A 23743-nucleotide genomic window follows, 5' to 3' on the forward strand; every position below is an offset into this window, starting at 1 on the left:
GGCGGCACGCCACGAGCTCGCGCGCGCCCGCCTCCCACCATTGCCCAGCGGCCGGCCCGGGCTGGCGTCACGCCAGGTCGACGAGCCGGAGCCGGATGCGCGCGACGTCGCCGGCCTGGACCGACTCCGCGCGCCGCACGGCCGCCTTGACCGGGAGCACGTACGTCGTCGCGCTCGGGAAGATCGACGTGCGCCAGGTCGTCTGCCCGATCGTCACCTCGACGCGCACCGACCCGAACCCTCGCGACACCCCCTCAGCGGCGTCCGCGACCTCGTCGGCGACGTCGGTCGGCAGGTCGGCGAAGGTCCACGAGTCGTGCTTGCGCACGTCCCAGGGGCGCAGCTGGGCCTCGAACTCGACTTCCACGCCCCCATCCTGCCCATCCCCACCGACAACAGCCCCGCGACCCGGCTTCTCCTCGGGCGCGAGGTCGCGTACCGCGAGCAACCGTGGGGTCGCGCGTCACGGTGGCGACAGGCTGGTCAGGCGCGCAGCGCCACCGTGGACGCGGTCACCGGAGAGGGCAGCGACGTGGTCCCGGTGAGGTAGCGGTCCACCGACGAGGCCGCCGCGCGGCCCTCGGCGATCGCCCAGACGACGAGCGACTGCCCGCGCCCGCAGTCCCCCGCGACGTAGACGCCCGGGATCGAGGTCGCGAACTCGTCGTCGCGCACGAAGGCGCCGCGCGCGTCGACCTCGAGCCCGAGCTCGTCGGCCAGGCCGCCGCGCTCCGGCCCGACGAAGCCGAGGGCGAGGACGACGAGCTGCGCGGGCAGCGTGCGCTCGGTGCCGGCCACCGGCTGGAACCGCCCGTCGACGCGCTCGACCTCGACGAGCCGCAGACCGGACACGCGGCCCTCGTCGTCGCCGACGATCGCCTGGGTGCTGACCGCGAACTCGCGCGTGCCGCCCTCCTCGTGCGACGTCGAGACCTTGAACACCGTCGGGTACGTGGGCCACGGCTGCTCCGCGGGCCGCTCGTGCGGCGGCTCGGGCATGATCTCGAGCTGCGTGATCGAGCGAGCCCCCTGCCGCACCGCGGTGCCGACGCAGTCGGCGCCGGTGTCGCCGCCGCCCACGACGACGACGTCGAGCCCGGTGGCCAGGGGTGCCCCGGCGACCGGCTCACCGACCGCGGCGTGGTTCGCAGGCACGAGGTAGTCCATCGCGGGCATGACGCCGCGCAGCTCCCGGCCCGGGACGGGCAGGTCGCGCGGGACGGTCGAGCCGACGGTCACGACGACCGCATCGTGCCGCGCGAGCAGCTCGGCACCGGTCAGGTCGACGCCGACCTCCACGCCGCAGCGGAACACCGTGCCCTCGGCGCGCATGACGTCGAGGCGGCGCTCGAGGACCGCGGCGGGCAGCTTGTACTCGGGGATGCCGAACCGCATCAACCCACCGGGCGCGCTCGCGCGCTCGTACACGGAGACGGTGTGGCCGGCCCGCGTGAGCTGCTGGGCCGCGGCCAGGCCAGCGGGCCCCGAACCGACGACCGCGACCGTGTGGCCGCTCATCCGGTCGGGCACGGCCGGGACGACGAGGCCGCGCGCGAACGCCTCCTCGGCGATGCTGAGCTCGACGTTCCGGATCGTCACCGGCTGCGAGTTGATGCCCAGCACGCATCCCGCCTCGCACGGGGCCGGGCACAGGCGCCCGGTGACCTCGGGGAAGTTGTTGGTCAGGTGGAGCCGGTCGGAGGCGTCCCGCCACTGCTCGCGCCACACGAGGTCGTTCCACTCGGGCATGAGGTTGCCGAGCGGGCACGCGTGGTGGCAGAACGGCACGCCGCAGTCCATGCACCGGCTCGACTGCCGGTGCAGCATCGCGAGCGCGTCGGCGTCGCCCGTGGGGTGCTCGTGGACCTCGGCCCAGTCGAGGATGCGTACCGGCACGGCGCGGTCGGGCGGGAGCTCACGGCCCCGGACGCGCAGGAACCCACGGGGATCGGCCATGCTCGCGAAGGTAGCCCCGCACCTCGTCGTCCGAGCCCGCCCTAGGTCCCGGTCACCGCCACCACGCGGACGGTCCATCTCACGTGTCGAACAAGTGCCGCGGTGCCGGCCGGGGCGCGGGCGCACGGTCGCGCCAGCCCCAGCAACCACCGAGGGACCTCGGACGACGAGCTCGGCGACCAGCGCGTGAGGTCAGCGCGGTGCATGTGACCCAGGTCCCGGGTCCCCCTTCAGGGCCGGACGTAATCTCCAGGTCAAGTGCGGATCTGGGCCCGGTGTAGTCCCGTACACCCGGCCAGGTCCCCGATGAAGGGAGCGCCGTGGACGCCTTGTCGGCCCTGTCCGCTGTCCACCTGCCGCCTGCGGTACGTGCCGCTGTGGAGTCCAGCCCGCGGGTGCTCGTCCCGCAGACGCGCGACGAGCTCTACCAGCTCGCGCTCGGCCCGGTCGGCGGCCCGATCCATGAGGTCGCGTACGACGTCACGACCGACGAGGGCATGCGCCGCATCGTCGAGGCGACGGTCACCCGGTGCCGCAACGGCCTCGCGGTGAACTACCCCGAGGACTACATGCGCCGGCGCGACCCGGACTGCATGCGCATCGCCGACGACCTGCCGACGGACAAGCCGCGCTACCGCGACGTGTTCGGCGAGGAGTTCGCACCGACGAAGGCCGCGACGCTCGACTGGCTCGGCGAGCAGGACCTCGTCGTCGTGCCGTTCAAGGCGGGCGGCCCGACGTTCGGCTACCCGTCGGTCGCGCTCGTCCCCGTGAACGCGGCGTTCTTCGCGGTCGCACTCGTCGACCTGCAGGGCTGGGTGACGTTCGACGAGCTGGGCGAGTTCACGCCGCGCTCGATCCTGTACGTCGCTCCCCCGTTCCGGCACACGACGTTCGGCGGTCGCCAGGTCGTCGTGCACGACCGCACGCCTGACCTGCACGAGGTCTTCGCCTACAACCTGTACCCGGGTCCCAGCGCCAAGAAGGGCGTGTTCTCGGTCCTGCTCGACATCGGCGAGCAGGAGGGCTGGATCACGGCCCACGCGTCGTCGGTGCGCGTCACCACGCCGTACGACAACGAGACCGTGATCATGCACGAGGGCGCCTCGGGCGGCGGCAAGTCGGAGATGTGCCAGGAGTTCCGGCGCCAGGACGACGGCCGCATCCTGCTCGGCACGAACGTCGTGACCAAGGAGCCGTACGTCATCACGCTCGCCGAGTCGAGCGCGCTCGCCCCCGTCACGGACGACATGACGCTGTGCCACAAGTCGCTGCAGGACTCCGACGGTCGGCTCGTGATCGCGGACGCCGAGGCCGGCTGGTTCGTGCGCGTCGACAACCTGCGCTCCTACGGCGAGGACGGCAACTTCGAGCGCGCGTGCATCCACCCGGACAAGCCGCTGGTGTTCTTCAACATCCAGGGCGTGCCCGACGCGACCGCCCTGCCGTGGGAGCACACGCTCGACTCGACCGGCAAGCCGTGCCCGAACCCGCGCGTCGTGATCGACCGCTCGATGATCCGCGGCGTGCTGTCGGAGCCCGAGCACGTCGACGTGCGCACGTTCGGCGTGCGGATGCCCGCGTGCACGCGGGACAAGCCGTCCTACGGGATCATGGGCGTCACGCACTTCGTGCCGCCGGCGCTCGCCTGGGTGTGGCGGCTCATCGCCCCGCGCGGCGACAAGAACCCGTCGATCGGCGAGTCGAAGTCCGAGAACAAGGTCATCAAGCACGGCGGCATGGTCTCGGAGGGCGTCGGCTCGTACTGGCCGTTCTCGACCGGCACCAAGGTCGCCGCGGCGAACCTGCTGCTGCGTCAGCTCGTCGACGCCTCGCGTACCCGGTACGTCCTGACGCCGAACCAGCACATCGGCGCCTACCAGGTGGGCTTCGCCGCCGAGTGGATCACGCGTGAGTACCTCGCGCGGCGCGGTGGCGGGCGGATGCGTCGCGACCAGCTCACGCCGGCGCGCTGCTCGCTGTTCGGCTACACGTTGCGCGAGATGAAGGTCGACGGGCAGCTCGTGCGTCCCACGTGGCTCGCGCCCGAGATGCAGTCGCAGGTCGGGGTCGAGGCGTACGACGAGGGCGCCGGGATCATCAAGGCGTTCTTCAAGTCCGAGCTCGAGCAGTACCTCACGGACGAGCTCGACCCGCTCGGTCGGGCGATCATCGAGATCGTGCTCAAGGACGGCTCGGTCGAAGACTACGAGGCCCTCACGCCGATGCACATCTGAGCTGGGCCGGTCTCAACAGGCCGATCCAGCTGGGCCGATCCAGCTGTGCCCGTCTCAGGCACCAACTGACGCGCGCACCATGCGCAGCTGACGCCCATCCGCGTCAGGCACCACCCGCGGCGACGACGAGCCCCACCAGGCGCGTCGTCGCCGCGGTCGTTCCCGGACCTGTCGACGGTCCTGCGCGCTGCGCGCGAGCGAGGGTGCGCGCACCTTGCCCGTGTGGGCGCCCGGGTCGAACATGTGTTCGTGAGCGAGGCGACGATCCTGCACGCCGACCTCGACGCGTTCTACGCGTCGGTCGAGCAGCGCGACGACCCCCGCCTGCGCGCCCGGCCGGTCGCCGTGGGCGGGGGCGTCCTCCTGGCGGCGTCCTACGAGGCGAAGCGGCGCGGCGTGCGTACCGCGATGAGCGGTCGCCAGGCGCGCGGGCTGTGCCCCGACCTGATCGTCGTGCCGCCGCGGTTCGAGGCCTACGTCGAGGCGAGCGCGGAGGTCTTCGCGATCTTCCGGGACACGACGCCGCAGGTGCAGGGGGTGTCGATCGACGAGGCGTTCCTCGACGTGCGCGGCCTGCGACGCGCCGACCCGACGCCGCCCGTCGACCACGCGGCCCGCCTGCGCGCCCGCGTGCGCGACGAGGTCGGTCTGCCGATCACGGTCGGGGTCGCGCGCACGCCCTTCCTCGCGAAGGTCGCGAGCCGTGTCGCCAAGCCGGACGGGCTGCTGCTCGTCCCACCGGACCGCGAGGCCGCGTTCCTGCACCCGCTACCGGTCGAGACCTTGTGGGGCGTCGGTGAGACGACCGCGACCAGGCTGCGCTCGTACGGCCTGCGGACGGCCGGAGACGTCGCGGACCTGCCGGAGCACGTGCTGCGCGGCCTGCTCGGCCCGGCCGCCGGGTCACACTTGCACGCGGTCGTGCACGGCCGCACGCCGGAGCGCGTGGTGACCGACCGCGCCCGCGGCTCCGTGGGCGCGCAGCGCGCGCTCGGTCGCGGACCGCACTCGCCCGACGCCGTGCGCGCGGCACTGCTGGGACTCGTCGACCGCGTGTGCCGGCGCCTGCGAGCCGGGCACCGCACGGCGCGCACCGTCGTGCTGCGGCTGCGGTTCGCGGACTTCTCGCGTGCGACGAGGTCGCGTTCGCTCGCGTTCGCCACGTCCTCGTCCGACGAGCTGCGCGCGACGGCGCTGACGCTGCTGGACTCCGTGCGCGAGCTGGTCGCCGAGCGCGGGATCACGCTCGTGGGCGTCGCGCTGACCGGGTTGGGCAGCGACGCCGTCGTCCAGCCCGCGCTCGAGCTCGAGGCGTCGCACGACGGGCTCGACCGGGCCGCCGACCGGCTCGCGGAGCGGTTCGGGTCCCGCGCGCTGACCCGCGCGAGCCTGCTCGTCGTGGGCGACGGCTTCGCCGCACCCCAGCTGCCGGACCCGCCCGCGGATGCCTGAGCCCACCGGACGCGCGGATCACACCCCGCGCGGCTCGGACGCGGGTGTGCGCGTGCCGATGCTTCGGACATGGAAGCCCGCCGTCGGCCGCGTCGCGCGCACGCCGCGTCGCCGGTGCACGCCACCAGGGCGCGCCACGGCGTGGCCCTCGCACTGGCGGGCGCCCTCGCGCTGGCCGGCCCACTCGGCCTCGTCGGCTGCGCGCCGCTCGAGACCGACGCGGGTTCCGCCGCCGGACCTGCCGCCGCGCGCTCGCCGTCGCCTGCCGCGAGCGCGCCCGACACGGCCCGTCCGACCCCCGCTGCCGACGAGTCGCCCGCGACCTCGTCGCCCACCCCGGCGCCCGCTGCCTCGTCGTCCGGCGCCTCGGACACCCCGACCGCGCTCGCCGCGCTGGCGATCCTGGAGGTCAAGGGACGTGCGCCGCAGACCGGGTACGACCGCGACCTGTTCGCCTACCGGTCCGTGGACCTGGACCGCAACGGCTGCGACACGCGCAACGACATCCTGCGCCGCGACCTCGTCGACCAGGAGGTCCGCCCCGACGGCTGCGTCGTCGAGTCCGGCACGCTGCTCGACCCGTACTCGGGCATAGCGATCGCGTTCCGTCGCGGGCAGGCCACGTCCGCTGACGTGCAGATCGACCACGTCGTCGCCCTGGCCGACGCATGGCAGAAGGGCGCGCAGCGGTGGGATGCGGCGACGCGGGAGTCGTTCGGCAACGACCCGCTGAACCTCCTCGCGGTCGACGGCCCGTCGAACCAGCGCAAGGGCGCGGGCGACGCCGCGACGTGGCTGCCGCCGAACCGCGCGTTCCGGTGCGCGTACGTCGCGCGCCAGGTCGCGGTGAAGCACGCGTACGGGCTCTGGGTGACGGCCGCGGAGCGCGACGCGATCGCGCGCGTGCTCGCGACCTGTCCCGACGAGCCCCTGCCCGACGCGCACGCGTCGCCGACCACGGACCCGGCGTGGACGGCACCCGATGACGCGGCGACGCACGAGCCCACGCCCGCTGCGACGACCGAGGCGCCGGCTCCCGCCGACGACGTCACGGTGTACTACGCGAGCTGCACGCAGGCCCGCGCAGCGGGCGCCGCGCCGCTGCACCGGGGTGACCCCGGCTACCGGTCGGGTCTGGACCGCGACGGCGACGGCATCGCCTGCGAGTGACCCGCCGGTCCGCTCCGGCGGGCGGGGCGTGGTCTTGCCGGCCCGACCGGGCGGGCCAGGGCCGTCTCGGGATCCATCGGGATTGACGATGGATCCCGGTCGGACGACGGTGAGGCGTGTGACCACCACGACCAGCCCGGACCACCCGTTCGGCACGCGCTTCGAGGCCCTGTTCCAGCAGGCCTACCTGCGCTTCCACCGTCGCGACGAGCCGCGCTCCGAGCTCGCGGGGGCGTCGCGGGCCGTGCTCGCGCACCTCGCGATGGCCGGTCCGCTCACGGTCGGCCAGGCCGCCGACCACCTGCGCCGCGCGCAGTCCGTGGTGAGCGAGATCGTGACGCACCTCGAACGCGACGGCCTGCTCGCGCGCGAGCGCGACCCGGCCGATCGTCGTCGCACGCTCGTCTGGCTCACGCCTGACGGGTTCGAGCGTCTCGCGGCCGACCGCCGCGTCCTGTCCCCCGCGCTCGTCGACCGGGCGGCCGCCGCGCTGCCGCCCGAGCAGCGCGACCGTCTGCTCGCCGACCTGGCCGCGCTGCTCGCCGGCGACGACGCCGTCACGACCACGCACGACGGCGCTCACGGCGACGCAACCGCCAGCGTCACCAGCGGCACCCCCGACCTCACCGCGCAGTCCCCCGACGCCCGTGCGGGCGTCCTCACCGAAGGAGAACCCCGATGAGCACCACGACCGAGCACGACCACGTCCACGCCGCCGCGTGCGAGAGCTGCGGCATGCCGATCGAGTCGGGGCGGTACTGCGCGTACTGCACCGACGAGACCGGGGCGCTGCAGGCGTTCGAGGAGCGGTTCGAGCGCATGGTGTCCTGGCAGGAGCGCCGCAACCCGGGAGCGTCCCGGGCCGAGCTCGAGGAGCAGACGAAGGCCTACATGGCGACGATGCCGGCGTGGCGCGACCACCCGTCGCTCGCCCGCTGACGCCGCCGCTGTCCGTGGTCGCTCACCTGATCAGGTGAAGATCACCCACGGCAGGTCTATGCCCGGTCCGGTGGCGAGGATCACGCTGGCGACATGGGCGTGCGCAGCGCGTGGCGCCAGATGCGCCGGTCAGCGCAGGGTGAGGACGCGGAGTCCACACCCGGCCCCGCTGCGCGCGAGATGGAGAGCAACCGCTGGTCGGCCGTGACGGCGCTGGTGATCTCGGCGTTGGTGTCGGTCGGCGTGCTCGCGGCGATCGTGCTGCTGCTCCAGCGGCTCAACACGGATCAGCCGACCGCGGCGCTCTCGCTCGTGTTCGTGGCGGCGGCGGTGGTGCTGATCCTGGTCGTGGGTGCGCTCACCGTCATCCTCAAGCGCCTGCGGCTGGACAACGGCGAGGAGGCGATGGGGCTCCCGTCCGGGAGCGTGCGGGCGGTCCTCGCCCTCCTGCTCGTCATGCTGTTCTTCATCAGCGCGATGTTCCTGTTCGACGCCACCCGCAACCGGGCCTCGACGGACCCCGCGACGTTCCGCACGATCGACGGGCTGACCGCCGTACAGCTCGCGCAGGTCCCGCTCGAGCAGGTGAAGCAGTCGTCGCAGCGCGAGCAGGACGGCACGGTCGTGTACGACGTGGTGCTGTACGCGCCGCCGACCTCCACCCGCACGTCCGACGACCTCGCCAAGCAGCTCGTGACGACGGTCGCCACGCTCGTGACGGCGGTCGCGGCCTTCTACTTCGGGTCGAACACGGTCACCACCGCCCGCGCGATGGCGGACAACCACCCGCAGGGCCCGACGGTGCCCCTGGCGCCGGCGGGCGCTCCGGGCGCGGGCGCGGTCACCTCAGGAGAGCCCGCGGGCGGTGCTGCGCCCACCGGCGGCGAGGCGACCATGTCGGCGACGGCCGAGCACCCACCGGGCCGGGGCGCGGCGGGTACGGCGGAGCCTGCAGCGAGGGGAGTCGCGGCGTCACCGAGCGCCGGCGGTGCGGCGGCGACGCCCGTCAAGCCCGTGCGTGCGACGTCGACGGAGCGCCGAGGCAGGACGCGCGCGGCGAACCCCGACGAGTCCCGCTAGGACGCGGGCAGCACGCACACGCTCCTCGCGTGCCGTGCACGGCTCGAGCCGACGACCGATTGCTCGCTCCTCGCGAGCAGTCGTGCCGGGGCATCGACGCAGTCGACCGAGAAAGACGTTGCCGAGGGACGCCTGGGCATGTCAGGCTCTGCGCGTCCTTGTCGTCTCCTGAAGGTCGTGATCATGACGGGCACCCGGTTCGCGCCGCGCCAGCCGCGCTGACCACCTCCCGCCGCCGCCATGAGGCGCGGGCAGGGTTCAGCGCATCCGCCGAACCCCCGGAGCCCGTATGTCCACCCCTTCCTCCTCGCCTGCGCGCGCTGCTGCGCGCCCCTCGGTCACCTTCACGGACGTCACGCTCGTCCGCGACGACGGGACCGTCACGCTCGCGGACGTCACCGGCTCGTTCGGTCCCGGCCGCACGGGCCTCGTCGGCGCCAACGGCTCCGGCAAGTCCACGCTCCTGCGCCTCGCGGCCGGCCTGCTCGAGCCCACGTCGGGCTCGGTCGTCGCCGCGGGTGAGGTCGCCCTTCTCCCGCAGCACGTGACGCTCGACGCCACGGCCACGGTCGCCGACCTGCTCGGGGTCGGAGCAACCCTCGCGTCGTTGCGCGCGATCGAGTCGGGTGACGTCGCCGAGCACCACTTCGAGGTCGTCGACGACGACTGGGACGTCGAGGCCCGCGCGGCGGACGCCCTGCACCCGCTGGGTCTGGGCGCCGCCGACCTCGACCGCTCGGTCGCGACGTTGTCCGGCGGCGAGGCGATGCTCGTCGCCGTCGCCGGGCTGCGGCTGCGTCGTGCGGCGGTCACGCTGCTCGACGAGCCGACGAACAACCTCGACCGCGCCGCGCGTGCCGCGCTGCGCGAGGTCGTCCGCTCGTGGCCCGGTGCGCTCGTCGTCGTCTCGCACGACACGGCGCTGCTCGAGGAGATGGACGAGACCGCGGAGCTCTACGCCCACCGGCTGTCGGTGCACGGCGGACCGTACTCGTCGTGGCGCGCGCAGCTCGAGACCGAGCAGGCCGCCGCCGCGCAGGCCGCGCGGACCGCGGAGCAGCAGGTCAAGGTCGAGCGCCGCCAGCGGATCGAGGCCGAGACCAAGCTCGCGCGACGGGCGCGGCAGGGCCGCGCGATGGCACTCAACGCGAAGGCCGCCCCGATCGTGCTGCACGCGTGGGCGGCGAAGGCCGAGGTGACGGCTGGTCGGCACCGCCGCCTCATGGACGACAAGATGTCCTCGGCTCGCGCGGCCGCGGACGAGGCTGCCGCTCGCGTGCGCGACGACGAGTCGGTGCACCTCGAGCTCGGCGACCCTGACGTGCCGCGCAGCCGCCGGATCGCGGAGCTGCCGGGGTCGTCGGCCGGTGCCGGGACCGTGGTCGTGCAGGGGCCCGAGCGCGTGGGGCTGGTCGGTGCGAACGGCGTGGGGAAGACGACGCTGCTGGAGCTGCTCGTGCACGGCTCGGTGCGGGACGCCGATGCGCGTGGCGTACCGATCGACGCGGCGCGCGTGCGCCTGCTGACAGACCGCGTCGGGTACCTGCCGCAGCGGTCGTGGCACCTGGACGACGACGCGAGCGCGCTCCAGCTCGTGGCCGCAGCCGCACCGTCGGTCCCGACGAGGGAGCTGCGCAACCGGCTGGCCCGTCTGCTCCTGCGGGGTGACACCGTGCACCGTCCGGTGCGGACGCTGTCGGGCGGCGAGCGGTTCCGCGTGGCGCTCGCGCGGCTGCTCCTCGCCGACCCGCCGCCGCAGCTGCTGGTGCTCGACGAGCCGACGAACGACCTGGACCTGACCACGGTCGACCAGCTCGTCGGCGCGCTGGCCGCCTACCGCGGCGCGCTGCTCGTGGTCAGCCACGACGACGCGTTCCTGGCACGGCTCGGCCTCGACCGCGTGCTCGAGCTGGACCGCGCGGGCGACCTGCACGAGATCGAGCTGCCGGCGCCCGCACGCTGAGCGCGCACACTGAGCGCGCACACTGAGCGAGCACGCTGAGCCCTCGCACTGATCCGGCGCACCGCGCGGAGCGACCCGAGGGACGACGCAGGGAGGCGGGGCCGCCGGTCAGCGTGCGGTGAGCTCCGCCTCGTCGGGACCGGCGCACCCGACGGCGCGAGACTCACGTGGGCCGTCGTCGCTCGCGACGGCGTCGGTCCCGGCGGGCGTCTCTGCCTCGAGCGCGGAGCGCGGCAGGGGAACGACGGCCTCGAGCACGACCGACCCGTCCGAGGGTCCGTCGACGAGCGTCGGCACGGTCGCGCCGGTCCAGTCGTGGGCCGCGAGCACGTCGTCGCTCGCCGGGGTCGTCGTCTCCACGCCCGCCACCGCGACGTCGCCCGGGACCGCGGCACGACGCGACAGGACGTCGGCACTCGTCGCGACCTCGTCGGTCCCGGCCGCGTGTGCCCCGCCTGCCGAGGCGGCGACACCGAGCGCGCGGTGGGCCCGGACGTACGCCGGGACCAGCAGGACGATCGCGCCGACCCAGGCCAACGGGTTGCCCCAGACGACGCCCGTGTACCCGAACGCGGCACCGAGCACGATGGCGGCGCCCACGCGCATCACGAGCTCGAGCACGCCCGTCATGGTCGGCACGAAGGACTGTCCCAAGCCCTGCAGGGCACCTCGCAGGACGAACAGCGCCCCGAGGAGCGTGTAGGTCGCACCGTTGACGGTGAGGAGGACCGCCGCCATCTCGACGACGCGCTCCTCCCCCGGGCCGACGAAGAGCTCGACGAGGCGCGCTCCGCTCGAGATGAGCACCACCCCGAGGAGCACCGCACCGGCGAACGCGATGCCCAGGGACTCGAGCACGCCGCGCCGGATGCGGTCGGGCCGCCGCCCGCCGTGGTTCTGCGCGACGAACGTGGACACCGCGAGCCCGAGCGAGGCGAGCAGCGCGATGGCGAGCCCGTCGACGCGCGCCGCGGTCGTGTAGGCCGCGACGGCGTCCGCACCGAGCTCGTTGAGCCGCAGCTGCACCGCGAGTGTCCCGATCGCGATGATCGAGGCCTGGAAGCCCATCGGCAGGCCGAGGCGCAGGTGGCGCGTGACGTCCCCGCGGCTGATGCGCCAGTCCTCTCGCCGGACGTGCAGCACGGGGACGCGACGACGCACGTACTCGAGGCAGAGCAGCACCGAGATCAGCTGCGAGACCACCGTCGCGAGCGCGGCGCCGCCGACGCCCGTGCCGAGGCCGTTCACGAGCGTGACGACGAGCGCGACGTTGAGCAGGCAGCTCACGGTGAGGAACACGAGGGGCGTGCGAGAGTCGCCGATCGCCCGGATGATCGCGGCGAGGTAGTTGTAGAACATCGTCACGGCCGAGCCGGCGAAGCTGACGAGCGCGAAGGTGCGCGCCTCGGGCACCAGCTCGGCGGGCGTGTGCAGCCAGCCGAGCGCCGGCTCGACGAGCCCGATCGCGACGACCGTGAGGACGACGCTCGCGCCGGCCGCCAGGATCGTTCCCGTCGCGACCGAGCGCCGCACTCCCCGCTGGTCCCCCGCGCCGAAGGCCTGCGCGGTCGGGATCGCGAACCCCGACGTCATACCCCACGCCGCGCCGAGCAGGAGGAACAGCAGGCTGCCGACCACGCCGACGGCGGCCAGCGACGTGACGCCGAGGGTGCGTCCGACGACGAACGCATCGGCGACCTGGTAGAGCTGCTGGACCAGGTTGCCGACGAGCAAGGGGACGGCGAAGACGAGGATGACGCGCCAGGGGCGGCCGGTCGTGAGGACCTTCGCCATGGGTGAACGGCTCCGAGAGGTCGTGCGCGGGTGGGAACGAGCGGCGCGATGGCGGCGGGCCGCACCAGCGCCGCCCGACGTCTCCCGTCGCTCCGGATCGTATCGTTACGATCGGCGACGACCTGCAGTGATTTAGCGCCCCGCGCGCCGATGCGGTGTCGGTTCACTCACACGGCTGTCAGTCCACGGCGCCAGGCGCGTCCCCTACGCGACCACCGCGTGCAGGGCGGAACACCGCGACGCCCGGGCGACCACCCGCGCAGGGCGCGGCAAACGCATGCTCGGGCACGACTGTCCCAGCCCCATCCTCGGGCCCAGCCACCCGGGAGCAAGGAACCCGCTCTCGGCGGCTGACCGTCGTCGGCGACAGCCAGCAGGCGGAGACCCCCTCCACGCCGTGCGGAGAGAAGGTGAGGTCAGCCGATCGGTGCCGCGACGACCTCGTCGCCGGCCCGCGCAGGACCGTCGCCTGCGAGCACGGCAGCCTGCGGCAGCAGCGACGCCGCCCCGACGATCTCCAGCACGCTGGACACCGCCCGGTCCGGGTCGCGCAGCGTCACGTCGATCCCAGCCTCCCGGGCGGCGTGCAGGAGCTGCAGGACGAAGGCGATGCCCGACGAGTCGATGAACGTCACGGCGGAGGCGTCGATGACGATCGCGCCGTCGCTGGTCAGTGCCGTGATCATCGACCGGCTCGCCTGCTCACGCAGGGCGACGTCGATCTCGCCGACCAGTCGTACGACGGTGCATCCCGGCTCTGCCTCGACGCCGATCTCACCCGCAACGTCCACCACTGCCTCCTCGCTGGTCACCGCTGCTCACGATCGGCCGTCGAGACCGTACGCGGCCGCACCCACACACGCCACGCGAACGGGCTCCGCCTCTGCTTCACGGCGCCACCTGTGCTCACCATCCGCTACAACGCCGGACAGCGCACCTTGGTTCCGCCCGCAATGCCCGAATCCACATGCTCGACCCGCGTAGACGCCCGCCCGATTGCGACCACCCGGTGCCGGCCACCCGATTCCGACCACCCGATTGCGACCACCCGGTGCCGCCCACCCGATTGCGACCACCCGGTTGCAACCCGGGGCGACCACCCGGTTGCGACCGCACGGGGCGGCGCCCACCCCGAGCGGCGCTAGAACGGGGGCGGCTCGTCGTCGCGTGGGTAGGCCAAGCGCGGTCCGTGCGTCCGCGTCTGCGGCGTGGCGAGGACCGGTTGGGGGTGAGTCACGTAGGTGATGCCGAGCTGCGACGTCCAGGCCACGCCGCCACCGGGCAGGTCGCGCCTCACCTTCCACAGACCTTGGGTCTTGAGGTCGTGATGTCGTATGCAGACGGCGTGCAGGTTGGCTGCCGTGGTCTGCCTGCCGACCGGCCCGGTGCCGGAGGTCGGCGAGCGGTAGGGCTCGATGTGGTCGAGCTCGCCCGTCCCGGCGGGACGCACACAGCCCGGGAACGTGCACGTGACGTCGCGCGCGATCACGTGGCCGCCCAGCACGGCGCCCGGACGGTAGGTGCGCGTGCCGCGCTCGACCAGCGTCCCGTCGACGGGGTCGGTCAGGAGGCGCCGCCACGTGCCGTCGGCGGCGATCAGGCGGGCCGTCTCCGCGGGGATCGGCCCGTGACCCGCGAGCTCGGCGGGATGGTCGTCGAGGCCGAGCAACGTCGTGGCCGCGACCGTCACCTGGATGTGCGGACGGATCCGCTGCTTCGTCGGGAGCTCGCGTCCGCACGGCAGCACTCCGGTGTCCGCGATGTCGCGGAACAGCGAGACGAACAGGTCGGCTCGTCGCTGGTCGCGGGTGCGCTCGTCGAGGAGGTCGGCGGTGTCGGTCGCGGCGTCCAGGACGGTCTGGACCACCATCGCATCCGGAGCGCTCAGGAACGCCGACACCCAGGCCATGCCGTCCGGGGCCCAGTCCACGCGCACGCACCTGCGCTCCCGAGCCTGTGCGGCGCGCACGCGCGTCGCCTCCGGGTCGACCGCCAGCACCTCGCGGCGCACGAGCCGCCGGAGCTGCGTGGGCGTCAGGTCCGCGGACCGTTCCGCGGCCGACGCCGCCACCCGCCGCGTCGCGCGCTCGACGGCGTCGCGGTCCGGCAGCTCGTCCGTGCCGACGACCAGCGCGGCGACCTCGTCGAGCACGACGTCGACCTTGCGCACGTCCATCGCACCCGCGCGCAGGGCCTCGTCGAGCACGGGCAGGTCGCCGAGCGAGCCCGCTCGTGCCACCAGCGCCTGCGCGGCGGTCCGCGTCCACGCGAGGGCGACGGCGACCTCCTGGGGCAGGTCGCCCAGCAAGCCGTGCCCGCGTGCCATCAGCTCCCGCAGCACCTCGGCCTGCGCCGCGACGGCCACACCGACCAGCTGCTGCCACCCGACGACCAGGCCGAGCAGGTCGACGTCGTCCGCGTCCGCGAGCGCCACGCTCTCGAGGCGCGCGGCCAGCGCACCGGCGCTCGCGCCCTCCACAGGGAACTCCTGCAGCTCCACCGACCAGTGCGCGAGCGGCCTGGTCGGGGTGCGAGCCACTGCCAGCCGCGGGCCGGAGCACGGCGCGTCGGGAGACGGGTCCGCACTCATCCCCGTGCGCTCCGCGAGCACTGTCACCGCTCATCACCCCCGTCCGCAGCAGCACCGCCGTCTTCGAACAAGTGTTCCACCGACCACTGACACTCCCCGCCTGCGCGCACAGGTCCGCCACTCCACCTGTTCGATGACACGACGAGGCCCCACTGGCGAACCAGCGGGGCCTCGTCGGACGGCACCTCGTCGTACGGAACCTCGTCGCAAGCCCCCGTCGCACGAGATCTCGTCGCACGGGACCTCGTCGCACGGGACCTCGTCCCGCCGAACCTCGTTCTGCGGAGCTGGGTCGTACGGAACCAGGTCGGGTGGAGCCTGCGGCCGTGGTGATGGCCAGGACGAGCACGGGGATCGAGAGCGCGTGCGCGCGACGGGCGGCGGCACGAGCGAGCCGCGACAGAGCACAGCTCGACGCCCGCCGCCCGTCGGCGGCGCGACACGACGCGCAGGGAGCACGCGCCTCGTCGTCGTCCGGGGTCAGCCGGGGTCAGCCGAGGTCAGCCGACCGTGACGGGACGACGCTCGGCCGCCGCTGCCTCGTCGGACGCCGCAGCCTCGCCGGCGGCGACGCCCTCGCGGGACGACGCAACACCCGCGACGCCGTCCTCGTCGGACACGGCCTCGTCGGACACGGCGTCGTCGGAGAACAGGTCAGCCGCGGTCGACGACTCGTAGCGGGCGACGTCCAGGAGCCCTTCACGCTTCGCGACGACGGTCGGGACGAGCGCCTGACCGGCGACGTTCACCGCGGTGCGACCCATGTCGAGGATCGGGTCGATCGCCAGCAGCAGCCCGACGCCGGCGAGCGGCAGCCCGAGCGTGGACAGCGTGAGCGTGAGCATCACGACCGCGCCGGTGAGCCCCGCGGTCGCGGCGGAGCCGACCACGGACACGAACGCGATGAGCAGGTAGTCCGTCAGGGACAGGTCCACGCCGAAGATCTGGGCGACGAAGATCGCGGAGATCGCCGGGTAGATCGAGGCGCAACCGTCCATCTTCGTCGTCGCGGCCAGCGGCACGGCGAACGACGCGTACGACGACGGCACTCCGAGGTTCCGCTCGGTCACGCGCTGCGTGACGGGCAGGGTCCCGACCGACGAGCGCGAGACGAACGCGAGCTGGATGGCCGGCCACGCGCCGCGGAAGAACGAGCGGATGCGCAGGCCGTGCGCCTTGAGGATCGCCGGGTAGACGACGAACAGGACGATCGCCAGGCCGACGTAGATCGCGATCGCGAACGTCGCGAGCGGCGAGAGCAGGTCCCACCCGTAGGTCGCGACGGCCTTCCCGATCAGGCCGAGCGTGCCGAGCGGGGCGAGGCGGATGACCCACCAGAGCACCTTCTGCACGACGGACAGGGCGGAGCGGTTGAACGCGAGGAACGGCTCGGCGGCCTTGCCGCTGCGCAGCGCGGCGATCCCGACGACGAGCGCGACGACGACGATCTGCAGCACGTTGAACGACACCGACGTGGACGCGGTGCCGTCCTCGGCGAGCTGCGTCGAGGCGCCGAGACCGAGGAAGTTCGCGGGGATCAGGCCGTTGAGGAAGTCGATCCACGACCCGGTCTTGCCGGGCTCGGAGCCGGCGGCCGGGTCGAGCGTCGAGCTCGCGCCGGGCTGGAACACCAGGCCGAGGCCGATGCCCACGGCGACCGCGATCGCGGCGGTGATCGCGAACCAGAGCAGCGTCTGGCCGGCGAGGCGGGCCGCGTTGGTCACGTGCCGCAGGTTCGCGATGGACGCGACGATCGCGAGGAACACGAGCGGCGGGACGATCGCCTTGAGCAGGGTGACGAACGACGAGCCGATGGTGTCGAGCGTCGTCGTGAGCCAGTTGGCGGAGCCGTCGGCGACGGGTCCCATCTGCAGGGCGACCCAGCCGAGGAGGACGCCGAGCACGAGGCCCGCGATCACCTGGACGCTGAAGGACGGGAGGCGCAGCCGGCTGCGCTGGGGGGACGTGTCGGACACGGGTGACCTTTCGGGGGCGCGCGGCGACGAGCCGCGACGCGGTCGGGGGCGTCGCGCACAGCGAGGTGGCACGACGAGGAGAGGGCCGGGATCGGCCGGAGGACCGCGCGCAGGGCGCGGCGGATCAGCAGGGCGCCGAGGTCAGCGCGCGCTGGGTGGGACGACGGCGGAGGTCGTCAACAGCCGCGGGTGGCACGACAGAGCGCGCTGGCGACCAGGGACAGGTCGACGGCACGGCGCTCGGTCAGGATCGTGCTCACAGCGGGGCAGCTCCTCGGGTGGGGGACGCGGGACGCCGTCGTGCGGCGGTCTCCGGCTCCAACACGGTAACCCGGAAGATTCATCCCATCAACCGACGAGGTCACACGCGGTCGTCGAGCCGCAGCGCCTCCTCGAGGCCCACGCGCGAGCGCTTGCGCGAGTACCCGAAGTAGATCGCGAACCCGATCGCGAGCCACACGACGAACCGCAGCCACGTCTCCACGGGCAGGTTGACCATGAGGTACAGGCACACGAGCGCCGAGGCCGCCGGCAGCCACGGCACCCACGGCACCCGGAACGCCCGGGGCAGGTCCGGCCGCGTCCGACGCAGCACGATCACCCCCACGCTGACCAGCACGAAAGCGGACAGCGTCCCGATGTTGACCATCTCCTCGAGGACGCCGACGGGCGTGAAGCCCGCGACGACCGCGCACACCGCCGTGACGATCGCGGTGATGACCCACGGCGTGCGGTACCGCGGGTGCACCTTGGCGATCACGGGCGGCAGGAGGTGGTCGCGGCTCATGGCGAACATCACGCGCGAGGCACCGATCATCAGGGTCAGCACCACGGTCGTGAGCCCCGCGACCGCGCCCGCCGAGATGACCGTGGCCATCCAGCCCTGACCGTGGACCTCGAACGCGTTGGCCAGCGCCGCCGCCGGGTCGAGCTCGTCGTAGCTGACCATGCCCGTCACGACGAGCGCGACCGCGCAGTACAGGACGGTGCAGATGATCAGCGAGCCGATGATGCCGATCGGCAGGTCGCGCCTCGGGTTGCGTGTCTCCTCGGCGGTCGTCGCGACCACGTCGAACCCGATGTACGCGAAGAACACCAGCGCGGCCCCGGCGAAGATGCCCGAGACGCCGAACGCGGCCGGCTCGATGCCGAGCAGGGCCTGCAGCAGGGGCTGGGTCAGCCCCGACGCGGACTCGGTGGGCTGCGACGGCGGCACGAACGGGTCGTAGTTCGCCGCCGAGACGAACTGGATGCCCGCCACGATCACGAACAGCACGATGAACAGCTTGATCGCGACGAGCACGAGGTTGACCCGCATCGACTCCTTGATCCCGACCGAGATCAGGACGCCGAGCGCGACGACGAGCAGCACGGCCGGCAGGTCGACCACCCCGCCGTAGGCGATCGACTCCGGCAGGACCCACCCGAGGTGCTCCAGGAACGACCCGAGGTAGGCGCTCCAGCCCTGCGCCACGACGCTCGCGCCCAGGAACATCTCGAGCAGCAGGTCCCACCCGACGATCCACGCGACGAGCTCGCCCATGCTCGCGTAGCTGAACGTGTACGCCGACCCCGAGACGGGCACGGTCGACGCGAACTCGGCGTAGCACATGGCCGCGAGCGCGCAGCAGAACGCGGCGACGACGAACGACAGCACGATCGCGGGCCCGGCGATCTCGTGCGCCGCGCGACCGGTCAGCGTGAAGATCCCCGCCCCGATGACCACGCCGACCCCGAACACGATGAGGTCGAGCGCGGACAGCGACCGCTTGAGCTGGTACTCCGGCTCGTCCGCGTCAGCGAGGGACTGCTCGATCGACTTGGTCCGCAGCACGCTCATGCGACGTCCTCCCGCTCACCTGGCACCGTCCGTACGAGGCGGATGCATGCGAGTGTCCCGGAACTCCCTCGCGTGCGCGCGTCGCGATCAGCGCGTGGACCGGTCCTCGGCGATGTACGCGAGCCGACGCAGCGTCTCGGCGTTGCGCGGCACGAGCGCCGCGTCGCGCAGCGGCCGCGGGAGGAGCGTGGCCGCGCCGCGCACGGCGTCCTCCTCCATGCGCACCAGGGTGCCGCCGCCGGCCTGCGGGACGACCTCGAGGACGATGTGCGCCTCCCCCGCCGGCCACCCCCGTGCCCGCAGCTCGAGGCGACCCTCGGGGTCCCACGCGACCACGCTCGTCGTGTCGTTGATGAGAGCGGGCCACAGCCCCGCGGAGTGGGCGATGCGCGAGCCCGGTGCCGGCCAGGCGTCGTCGACCTGGCGGATGCGGGCCGTCCCGACGACCCACGCCGCGTAGCTCCAGCCGTCGGCCAGGACGTCCAGCACGTCCTTCGGCTCGCAGCGCATCCGACGCGCGACGGTCGCCATGTCTCACCTCCGCTCCTGCCCCCCGTGGGCGGGGGCTGCCGGCCGACCACGGCGCGGCGGCCTGCCAGCATCGTGCGCCCCCGCTGCGCTCCCCGCGAGCGCTCGCGGCACCTGCCGCGACGACACCAGCGCGCAGGAGCGCACCCGGCAGCGTTCGGCGCGCGCAGGTCGCCGGTGGCGGGTAGGAAGGTGCGCCATGGTGACGATCGGGTTCCACCACTCGCACGAGCAGGTCCACCCGGCGGCGCTCCTGGCGGCCGCGCGACGCGCGCAGGAGGTCGGCTTCGACGCGGGGATGTGCTCGGACCACTTCGCGCCCTGGAGCGCCACGCAGGGTCACTCGGGCTTCGCGTGGTCGTGGCTGGGAGCCGCGCTCGCGACGACGGACCTGCCGTTCGGCGTGGTCAACGCGCCGGGCCAGCGCTACCACCCGGCGATCATCGCGCAGGCCGCCGCGACGCTCGCGGCGATGTTCCCCGGCCGGTTCTGGGTCGCGCTCGGCTCGGGCGAGAACCTCAACGAGCACGTCACCGGCGACCGGTGGCCGCCCAAGCACGAGCGTGACGCGCGTCTGCGCGAGGCGGTCGCGGTGATCCGTGCGCTGCTCGCGGGCGAGGAGGTCACGCACGACGGCCTGGTGCGCGTCGACCGCGCCAAGCTCTGGACCCTGCCCGACGAGCCGCCCGCGCTGATCGGCCCCGCGGTCAGCCCCGCGACCGCGGCCGCGCACGCCGACTGGGCCGACGGGCTCGTCACGGTCAACCAGCACCCGGACCGGCTGCGCGAGGTCCTGGCCGCCTACCGTGACGCGGGCGGGCGCGGCACGGCCGCGTTGCAGGTGCACGTCTCGTGGGCGCCCGACGAGGAGCAGGCGCTCGCCGTGGCGCGCGAGCAGTGGGGCGTGCAGGTGTTCGGGCCGCCGCTCGCGTGGGACCTGGACGTGCCGGAAGCGTTCGACTCGCTCAGGCCGCACGTGTCCGACGACGCCGTCCGGGCGTCGGTCCTCGTCGAGCACGACCCGGCGCGCCTGCGCGACCGGCTCGCGGCGCTCGTCGGGATCGGCTTCGACGCGCTGTACGTCCACCAGGTGGCGACCGACGCACGCTCGTCGGACGACAAGCACCCGACCGCCGAACCCACCGCGACCCCACGCCCGGCGACGCTCGACCGGTTCCTCGACATGGCGGGCGAGCACCTCCTGCCGGGCCTGCGGGAGGTGATGGCGTGAGGATCCGCGAGACGGGCGACCTGTGGTGGAAGACCGCGGTGATCTACTGCCTGGACGTCGAGACGTTCATGGACTGGGATGACGACGGCATCGGCGACCTGCAGGGCCTGACGCAACGCATCGACCACCTCGCCGATCTCGGCGTGACGTGCCTGTGGCTCATGCCCTTCTACCCGACGGCCGACCGCGACGACGGCTACGACATCACCGACTTCCTCGGCGTCGACCCGCGCCTGGGCGACGTCGGGGACCTGGTGCGGCTGATCCGCACCGCACGCGACCGCGGCATCCGGGTCATCGCGGACCTCGTCGTGAACCACACGAGCGACCGCCACCCGTGGTTCCGTTCCGCGCGCCGCAGCAAGGACTCCCCGTACCGCGACTACTACGTGTGGAGCGCGACGAAGCCCCCGGACACCAGCGACCAGGTGGTGTTCCCCGACCAGGAGGCGGGGATCTGGACGCTCGACGAGGCGACCGGCGAGTGGTACCGCCACCGCTTCTACCGGCACCAGCCCGACCTCAACACCGCGAACCCGCGCGTGCGCGACGAGATCGCGAAGGTCGTCGGCTACTGGATGCAGCTCGGCCTGTCGGGCTTCCGCGTGGACGCGGTGCCGTTCTTCCTCGCGGACACCGCCAAGCACCCGGGCGACGACCTGCAGGACCCCCACGACTACCTGCGCGACCTGCGCTCGTTCCTGTCCCGGCGGGCCGGTGACGCCGTGCTCATGGGCGAGGTGAACCTGCCGTACGACCAGCAACGCCAGTTCTTCGGTGACGACGACGGGGACGGCACCGCCGACGGCACCGAGCTCACGCTGCAGTTCGACTTCGTCGCGATGCAGCAGATGTACCTGTCGCTCGCGCGGCGCGACGCGCGTCCGCTGGCCGCGACCCTCGGCACGCGTCCGACGATCCCGCGCGACGCGCAGTGGGCGACGTTCGTGCGCAACCATGACGAGCTCACGCTCGACAAGCTGTCCGACGACGAGCGCGCGGAGGTGTTCGCCGCGTTCGGCCCCGCCGAGGAGATGCAGCTGTACGGCCGCGGCCTGCGGCGCCGGCTGCCGACGATGCTCGACGGCGACCCCCGCCGCATCCGGATGGTCTACTCGCTGCTGTTCTCCCTGCCCGGCACGCCCGTGCTGTTCTACGGCGAGGAGATCGGCATGGGCGAGAACCTCGCCGCCGAGGGGCGCATGGCCGTGCGCACGCCCATGCAGTGGACCGACGAGCGCAATGGCGGGTTCAGCCGCGCGGCACCCTCGCGCCTGCCCGGGCCGGTGGTCGAGGACGGGTACGGCCCCGCGCACGTCAACGTCGCCGCGCAACGCCTCGACCCCGACTCGCTGCTGGCGTTCATCCGGCTCCTGGTCCGGCGGTACCGCGAGAGCCCCGAGCTCGGCTGGGCGCGCGAGGTCGAGATCCTCTCCCAGCCGCACGACGCGGTGCTCGCGCACCGGTCGACGTGGGACGACGGCTCGATGGTCGCGCTGCACAACCTCGCGCCCGAGCCCGTCGTCGTGCCGCTCGAGCTGCACGACTGCTCGGGCGACGGCCCGCCCGCACGGCTCGTCGACCTGCTCGAGACCGCAGAGACGGAGGTGGACGCGCGCGGCCGTGTGGAGCTCGAGCTGCCCGGCTACGGCTTCCGCTGGCTGCGCGTCGTCCACGAGACGGAACGCCGCCTGATCTGACCCCCGACCCCCGCCCCCTGCCCCGCGGGGTCGTCAGAAGCACGTCGGGTCGTCAGCGACCACTGACGACTGATCGCGCACCTGACGACCTCGCGCGGTCCGCGCGGCATCGGCGCGGGACGGCGGCGGGCTGCGACGATCGCGCTGTGCTCATCGATGCGCAGGAGATCACCCGGCCCGTCCCGCTCCAGCTGCCCTACGGGCGGCTGCACCCGGACGCGGTGGGCTGGACCCGCACTCCCCTGCACTCCACCGACCGCGTCGGCCGCTGGGCTCGGCGGTGGGGCCGGGCCAAGCGGTGGGAGTACTGGGCCGTCCTGACGCCCACGCACGTCGTCGGCGTGACGATCTCGTCGCTCGACTACGCGGGCCTGGCGCAGCTGTGGGTGCTGGACCGCGCCACCGGCGAGGAGGTCGACGCCGTCGCGATCGTCCCGCTCGCGATCGGCACGCACCTGCCCGGCACGCTGGGCGCCGGGCCCGCGACCGTGTCGACGCGCGCGGTCACGGCCCGGTTCGACGACGACGAGCACGGCACCCGCCTGCGCGCCCGCACCGCCCGGGTGCGGCTCGACGTGACCGCCGCGTTGCCGGCCGGCCACGAGCGCCTGGGCGTCGTGGTGCCGTGGGACGACCGGACGTTCCAGTACACGGTCAAGGACGTCGCACGGCCCGTCACCGGGCGGCTCGCGGTCGACGGCGTGACCTACGACGTCCCGGAGGGCTCGTTCGCGGTGCTCGACCACGGGCGCGGGTACTGGCCGCGTGAGCTGTCGTGGAACTGGGGGTTCGGCGCGGGCGTGGTCGACGGCCGCGTCGTCGGGCTGCAGCTCGGCGGCCGCTGGACCGACGGCACGGGATCGACCGAGAACGCCGTCGTCGTGGACGGCCGCCTGCACAAGGTGCGCGAGGACCTGACCTGGTCGTGGACCGACGGCCGCTGGACCGACCCGTGGACCGTGCGCGGTGCGAGCGTCGACCTGACGTTCACCCCATTCCACGACCGCGTCTCGCACACCGACCTGCGCGTCGTGCGCTCGTCCACCCACCAGTGCTTCGGCCACTGGTCCGGCTGGGTCACGCTCGACGACGGCCCGAGGCTCGAGATCCGTGACCTCCTGGGCTCCGCGGAGGACGTCACCCAACGCTGGTGAGGCAGGATCCGGTCGGGTCCCGTCGGGTAGTTGTCCACAGTCGCGCGGACCGCGCTCCGCCCGGTGTCGCGATTGAGTAGTTTGCACCCCATGCCCCGACGGCCAGCAGCGCTCGTGACCGCCCTCCTCCTGC

General features: G+C 73.5%; 18 protein-coding genes. 10 read left to right on the forward strand and 8 right to left on the reverse strand.

Annotated elements, in window-relative coordinates:
* Nucleotides 1–67: 67 nt before the first annotated feature.
* Nucleotides 68–367, reverse strand: coding sequence for a DUF1905 domain-containing protein (locus CPE01_RS00900; RefSeq protein WP_146804755.1), 300 nt, complete (start codon nt 365–367; stop codon nt 68–70).
* Between the two features lie 116 nt (nt 368–483).
* Nucleotides 484–1956 carry a glutamate synthase subunit beta gene (locus tag CPE01_RS00905; protein WP_146804756.1) on the reverse strand — a complete coding sequence of 491 codons (1473 nt, stop codon included), beginning with the start codon at nt 1954–1956 and terminating at the stop codon, nt 484–486.
* Nucleotides 1957–2276: 320 nt separating this feature from the next.
* On the opposite strand from CPE01_RS00905, the gene CPE01_RS00910 reads away from it, so the two are divergent.
* From CPE01_RS00910 to CPE01_RS00940, 7 genes are all read left to right on the forward strand, one after another.
* A complete protein-coding gene (locus CPE01_RS00910) occupies nt 2277–4193 on the forward strand; it encodes a DUF4914 family protein (RefSeq protein WP_281285087.1) in 1917 nt (638 codons plus the stop codon).
* A gap of 243 nt (nt 4194–4436) precedes the next feature.
* Complete coding sequence (dinB, locus tag CPE01_RS00915; protein ID WP_246783647.1) at nt 4437–5645, forward strand: DNA polymerase IV; 1209 nt, start codon at nt 4437–4439, stop codon at nt 5643–5645.
* Nucleotides 5646–5714: 69 nt separating this feature from the next.
* Complete coding sequence (locus CPE01_RS00920) at nt 5715–6815, forward strand: GmrSD restriction endonuclease domain-containing protein (protein ID WP_146804758.1); 1101 nt, start codon at nt 5715–5717, stop codon at nt 6813–6815.
* 118 nt (nt 6816–6933) lie between these two features.
* A complete protein-coding gene (locus tag CPE01_RS00925) occupies nt 6934–7497 on the forward strand; it encodes a MarR family winged helix-turn-helix transcriptional regulator (protein ID WP_186811350.1) in 564 nt (187 codons plus the stop codon).
* The gene (locus tag CPE01_RS00930) at nt 7494–7754 is read left to right on the forward strand and encodes a zinc ribbon domain-containing protein (protein WP_146804760.1); all 261 of its coding nucleotides are present in this window, start codon (nt 7494–7496) and stop codon (nt 7752–7754) included. The genes CPE01_RS00925 and CPE01_RS00930 overlap by 4 nt, the downstream gene beginning before the upstream one ends.
* Before the next feature lie 93 nt (nt 7755–7847).
* On the forward strand, nt 7848–8834 hold the full coding sequence (locus CPE01_RS00935; protein WP_146804761.1) for a DUF1345 domain-containing protein: 987 nt from the start codon (nt 7848–7850) through the stop codon (nt 8832–8834).
* Nucleotides 8835–9123: 289 nt separating this feature from the next.
* A complete protein-coding gene (locus CPE01_RS00940) occupies nt 9124–10797 on the forward strand; it encodes an ABC-F family ATP-binding cassette domain-containing protein (protein ID WP_146804762.1) in 1674 nt (557 codons plus the stop codon).
* Nucleotides 10798–10905: 108 nt separating this feature from the next.
* On the opposite strand, the gene CPE01_RS00945 is transcribed toward CPE01_RS00940, so the two are convergent.
* The 6 genes from CPE01_RS00945 to CPE01_RS00970 all read right to left on the reverse strand — a co-directional run bounded on the left by CPE01_RS00945 (nt 10906) and on the right by CPE01_RS00970 (nt 19528).
* Nucleotides 10906–12591: an MATE family efflux transporter gene (locus CPE01_RS00945; protein ID WP_146804763.1), complete on the reverse strand. Its 1686-nt coding sequence runs from the start codon at nt 12589–12591 to the stop codon at nt 10906–10908.
* Between the two features lie 416 nt (nt 12592–13007).
* The gene (locus CPE01_RS00950) at nt 13008–13403 is read right to left on the reverse strand and encodes an STAS domain-containing protein (RefSeq protein ID WP_246783648.1); all 396 of its coding nucleotides are present in this window, start codon (nt 13401–13403) and stop codon (nt 13008–13010) included.
* A gap of 329 nt (nt 13404–13732) precedes the next feature.
* Nucleotides 13733–15070 (reverse strand): HNH endonuclease signature motif containing protein, encoded by a 1338-nt coding sequence (locus CPE01_RS00955; protein WP_186811351.1) that lies wholly within the window; start codon nt 15068–15070, stop codon nt 13733–13735.
* 611 nt (nt 15071–15681) lie between these two features.
* Nucleotides 15682–17157: a dicarboxylate/amino acid:cation symporter gene (locus tag CPE01_RS00960; RefSeq protein ID WP_146804765.1), complete on the reverse strand. Its 1476-nt coding sequence runs from the start codon at nt 17155–17157 to the stop codon at nt 15682–15684.
* A 361-nt stretch (nt 17158–17518) separates the two neighbouring features.
* Nucleotides 17519–18997 carry an amino acid permease gene (locus tag CPE01_RS00965; RefSeq protein ID WP_146804766.1) on the reverse strand — a complete coding sequence of 493 codons (1479 nt, stop codon included), beginning with the start codon at nt 18995–18997 and terminating at the stop codon, nt 17519–17521.
* 87 nt (nt 18998–19084) lie between these two features.
* Nucleotides 19085–19528: an SRPBCC family protein gene (locus tag CPE01_RS00970; RefSeq protein ID WP_146804767.1), complete on the reverse strand. Its 444-nt coding sequence runs from the start codon at nt 19526–19528 to the stop codon at nt 19085–19087.
* A gap of 196 nt (nt 19529–19724) precedes the next feature.
* On the opposite strand from CPE01_RS00970, the gene CPE01_RS00975 reads away from it, so the two are divergent.
* From CPE01_RS00975 to CPE01_RS00985, 3 genes are all read left to right on the forward strand, one after another.
* Nucleotides 19725–20756, forward strand: coding sequence for a TIGR03885 family FMN-dependent LLM class oxidoreductase (locus CPE01_RS00975; protein ID WP_146804768.1), 1032 nt, complete (start codon nt 19725–19727; stop codon nt 20754–20756).
* A complete protein-coding gene (locus tag CPE01_RS00980) occupies nt 20753–22456 on the forward strand; it encodes an alpha-amylase family protein (RefSeq protein ID WP_146804769.1) in 1704 nt (567 codons plus the stop codon). Before CPE01_RS00975 ends, CPE01_RS00980 begins: the two co-directional genes overlap by 4 nt.
* A 146-nt stretch (nt 22457–22602) precedes the next feature.
* Nucleotides 22603–23610, forward strand: a complete 1008-nt coding sequence (locus CPE01_RS00985) for a DUF2804 domain-containing protein (protein WP_222592843.1) — start codon at nt 22603–22605, stop codon at nt 23608–23610.
* Nucleotides 23611–23743: the final 133 nt, after the last annotated feature.

This window comes from Cellulomonas persica, assembly GCF_007989825.1.
In the GTDB taxonomy this organism is placed as follows: Bacteria; Actinomycetota; Actinomycetes; order Actinomycetales; family Cellulomonadaceae; genus Cellulomonas; species Cellulomonas persica.

Excerpts from the sequence above, each read along its gene's own strand:
- CPE01_RS00920 (WP_146804758.1), top strand. The coding sequence starts at position 5,715 with ATGGAAGCCCGCCGTCGGCCGCGTCGCGCGCACGCCGCGTCGCCGGTG.
- CPE01_RS00975 (WP_146804768.1), top strand. The coding sequence starts at position 19,725 with ATGGTGACGATCGGGTTCCACCACTCGCACGAGCAGGTCCACCCGGCG.
- CPE01_RS00930 (WP_146804760.1), top strand. The coding sequence starts at position 7,494 with ATGAGCACCACGACCGAGCACGACCACGTCCACGCCGCCGCGTGCGAG.
- CPE01_RS00905 (WP_146804756.1), bottom strand. The coding sequence starts at position 1,956 with ATGGCCGATCCCCGTGGGTTCCTGCGCGTCCGGGGCCGTGAGCTCCCG.
- CPE01_RS00970 (WP_146804767.1), bottom strand. The coding sequence starts at position 19,528 with ATGGCGACCGTCGCGCGTCGGATGCGCTGCGAGCCGAAGGACGTGCTG.
- CPE01_RS00940 (WP_146804762.1), top strand. The coding sequence starts at position 9,124 with ATGTCCACCCCTTCCTCCTCGCCTGCGCGCGCTGCTGCGCGCCCCTCG.
- CPE01_RS00945 (WP_146804763.1), bottom strand. The coding sequence starts at position 12,591 with ATGGCGAAGGTCCTCACGACCGGCCGCCCCTGGCGCGTCATCCTCGTC.
- CPE01_RS00935 (WP_146804761.1), top strand. The coding sequence starts at position 7,848 with ATGGGCGTGCGCAGCGCGTGGCGCCAGATGCGCCGGTCAGCGCAGGGT.
- CPE01_RS00965 (WP_146804766.1), bottom strand. The coding sequence starts at position 18,997 with ATGAGCGTGCTGCGGACCAAGTCGATCGAGCAGTCCCTCGCTGACGCG.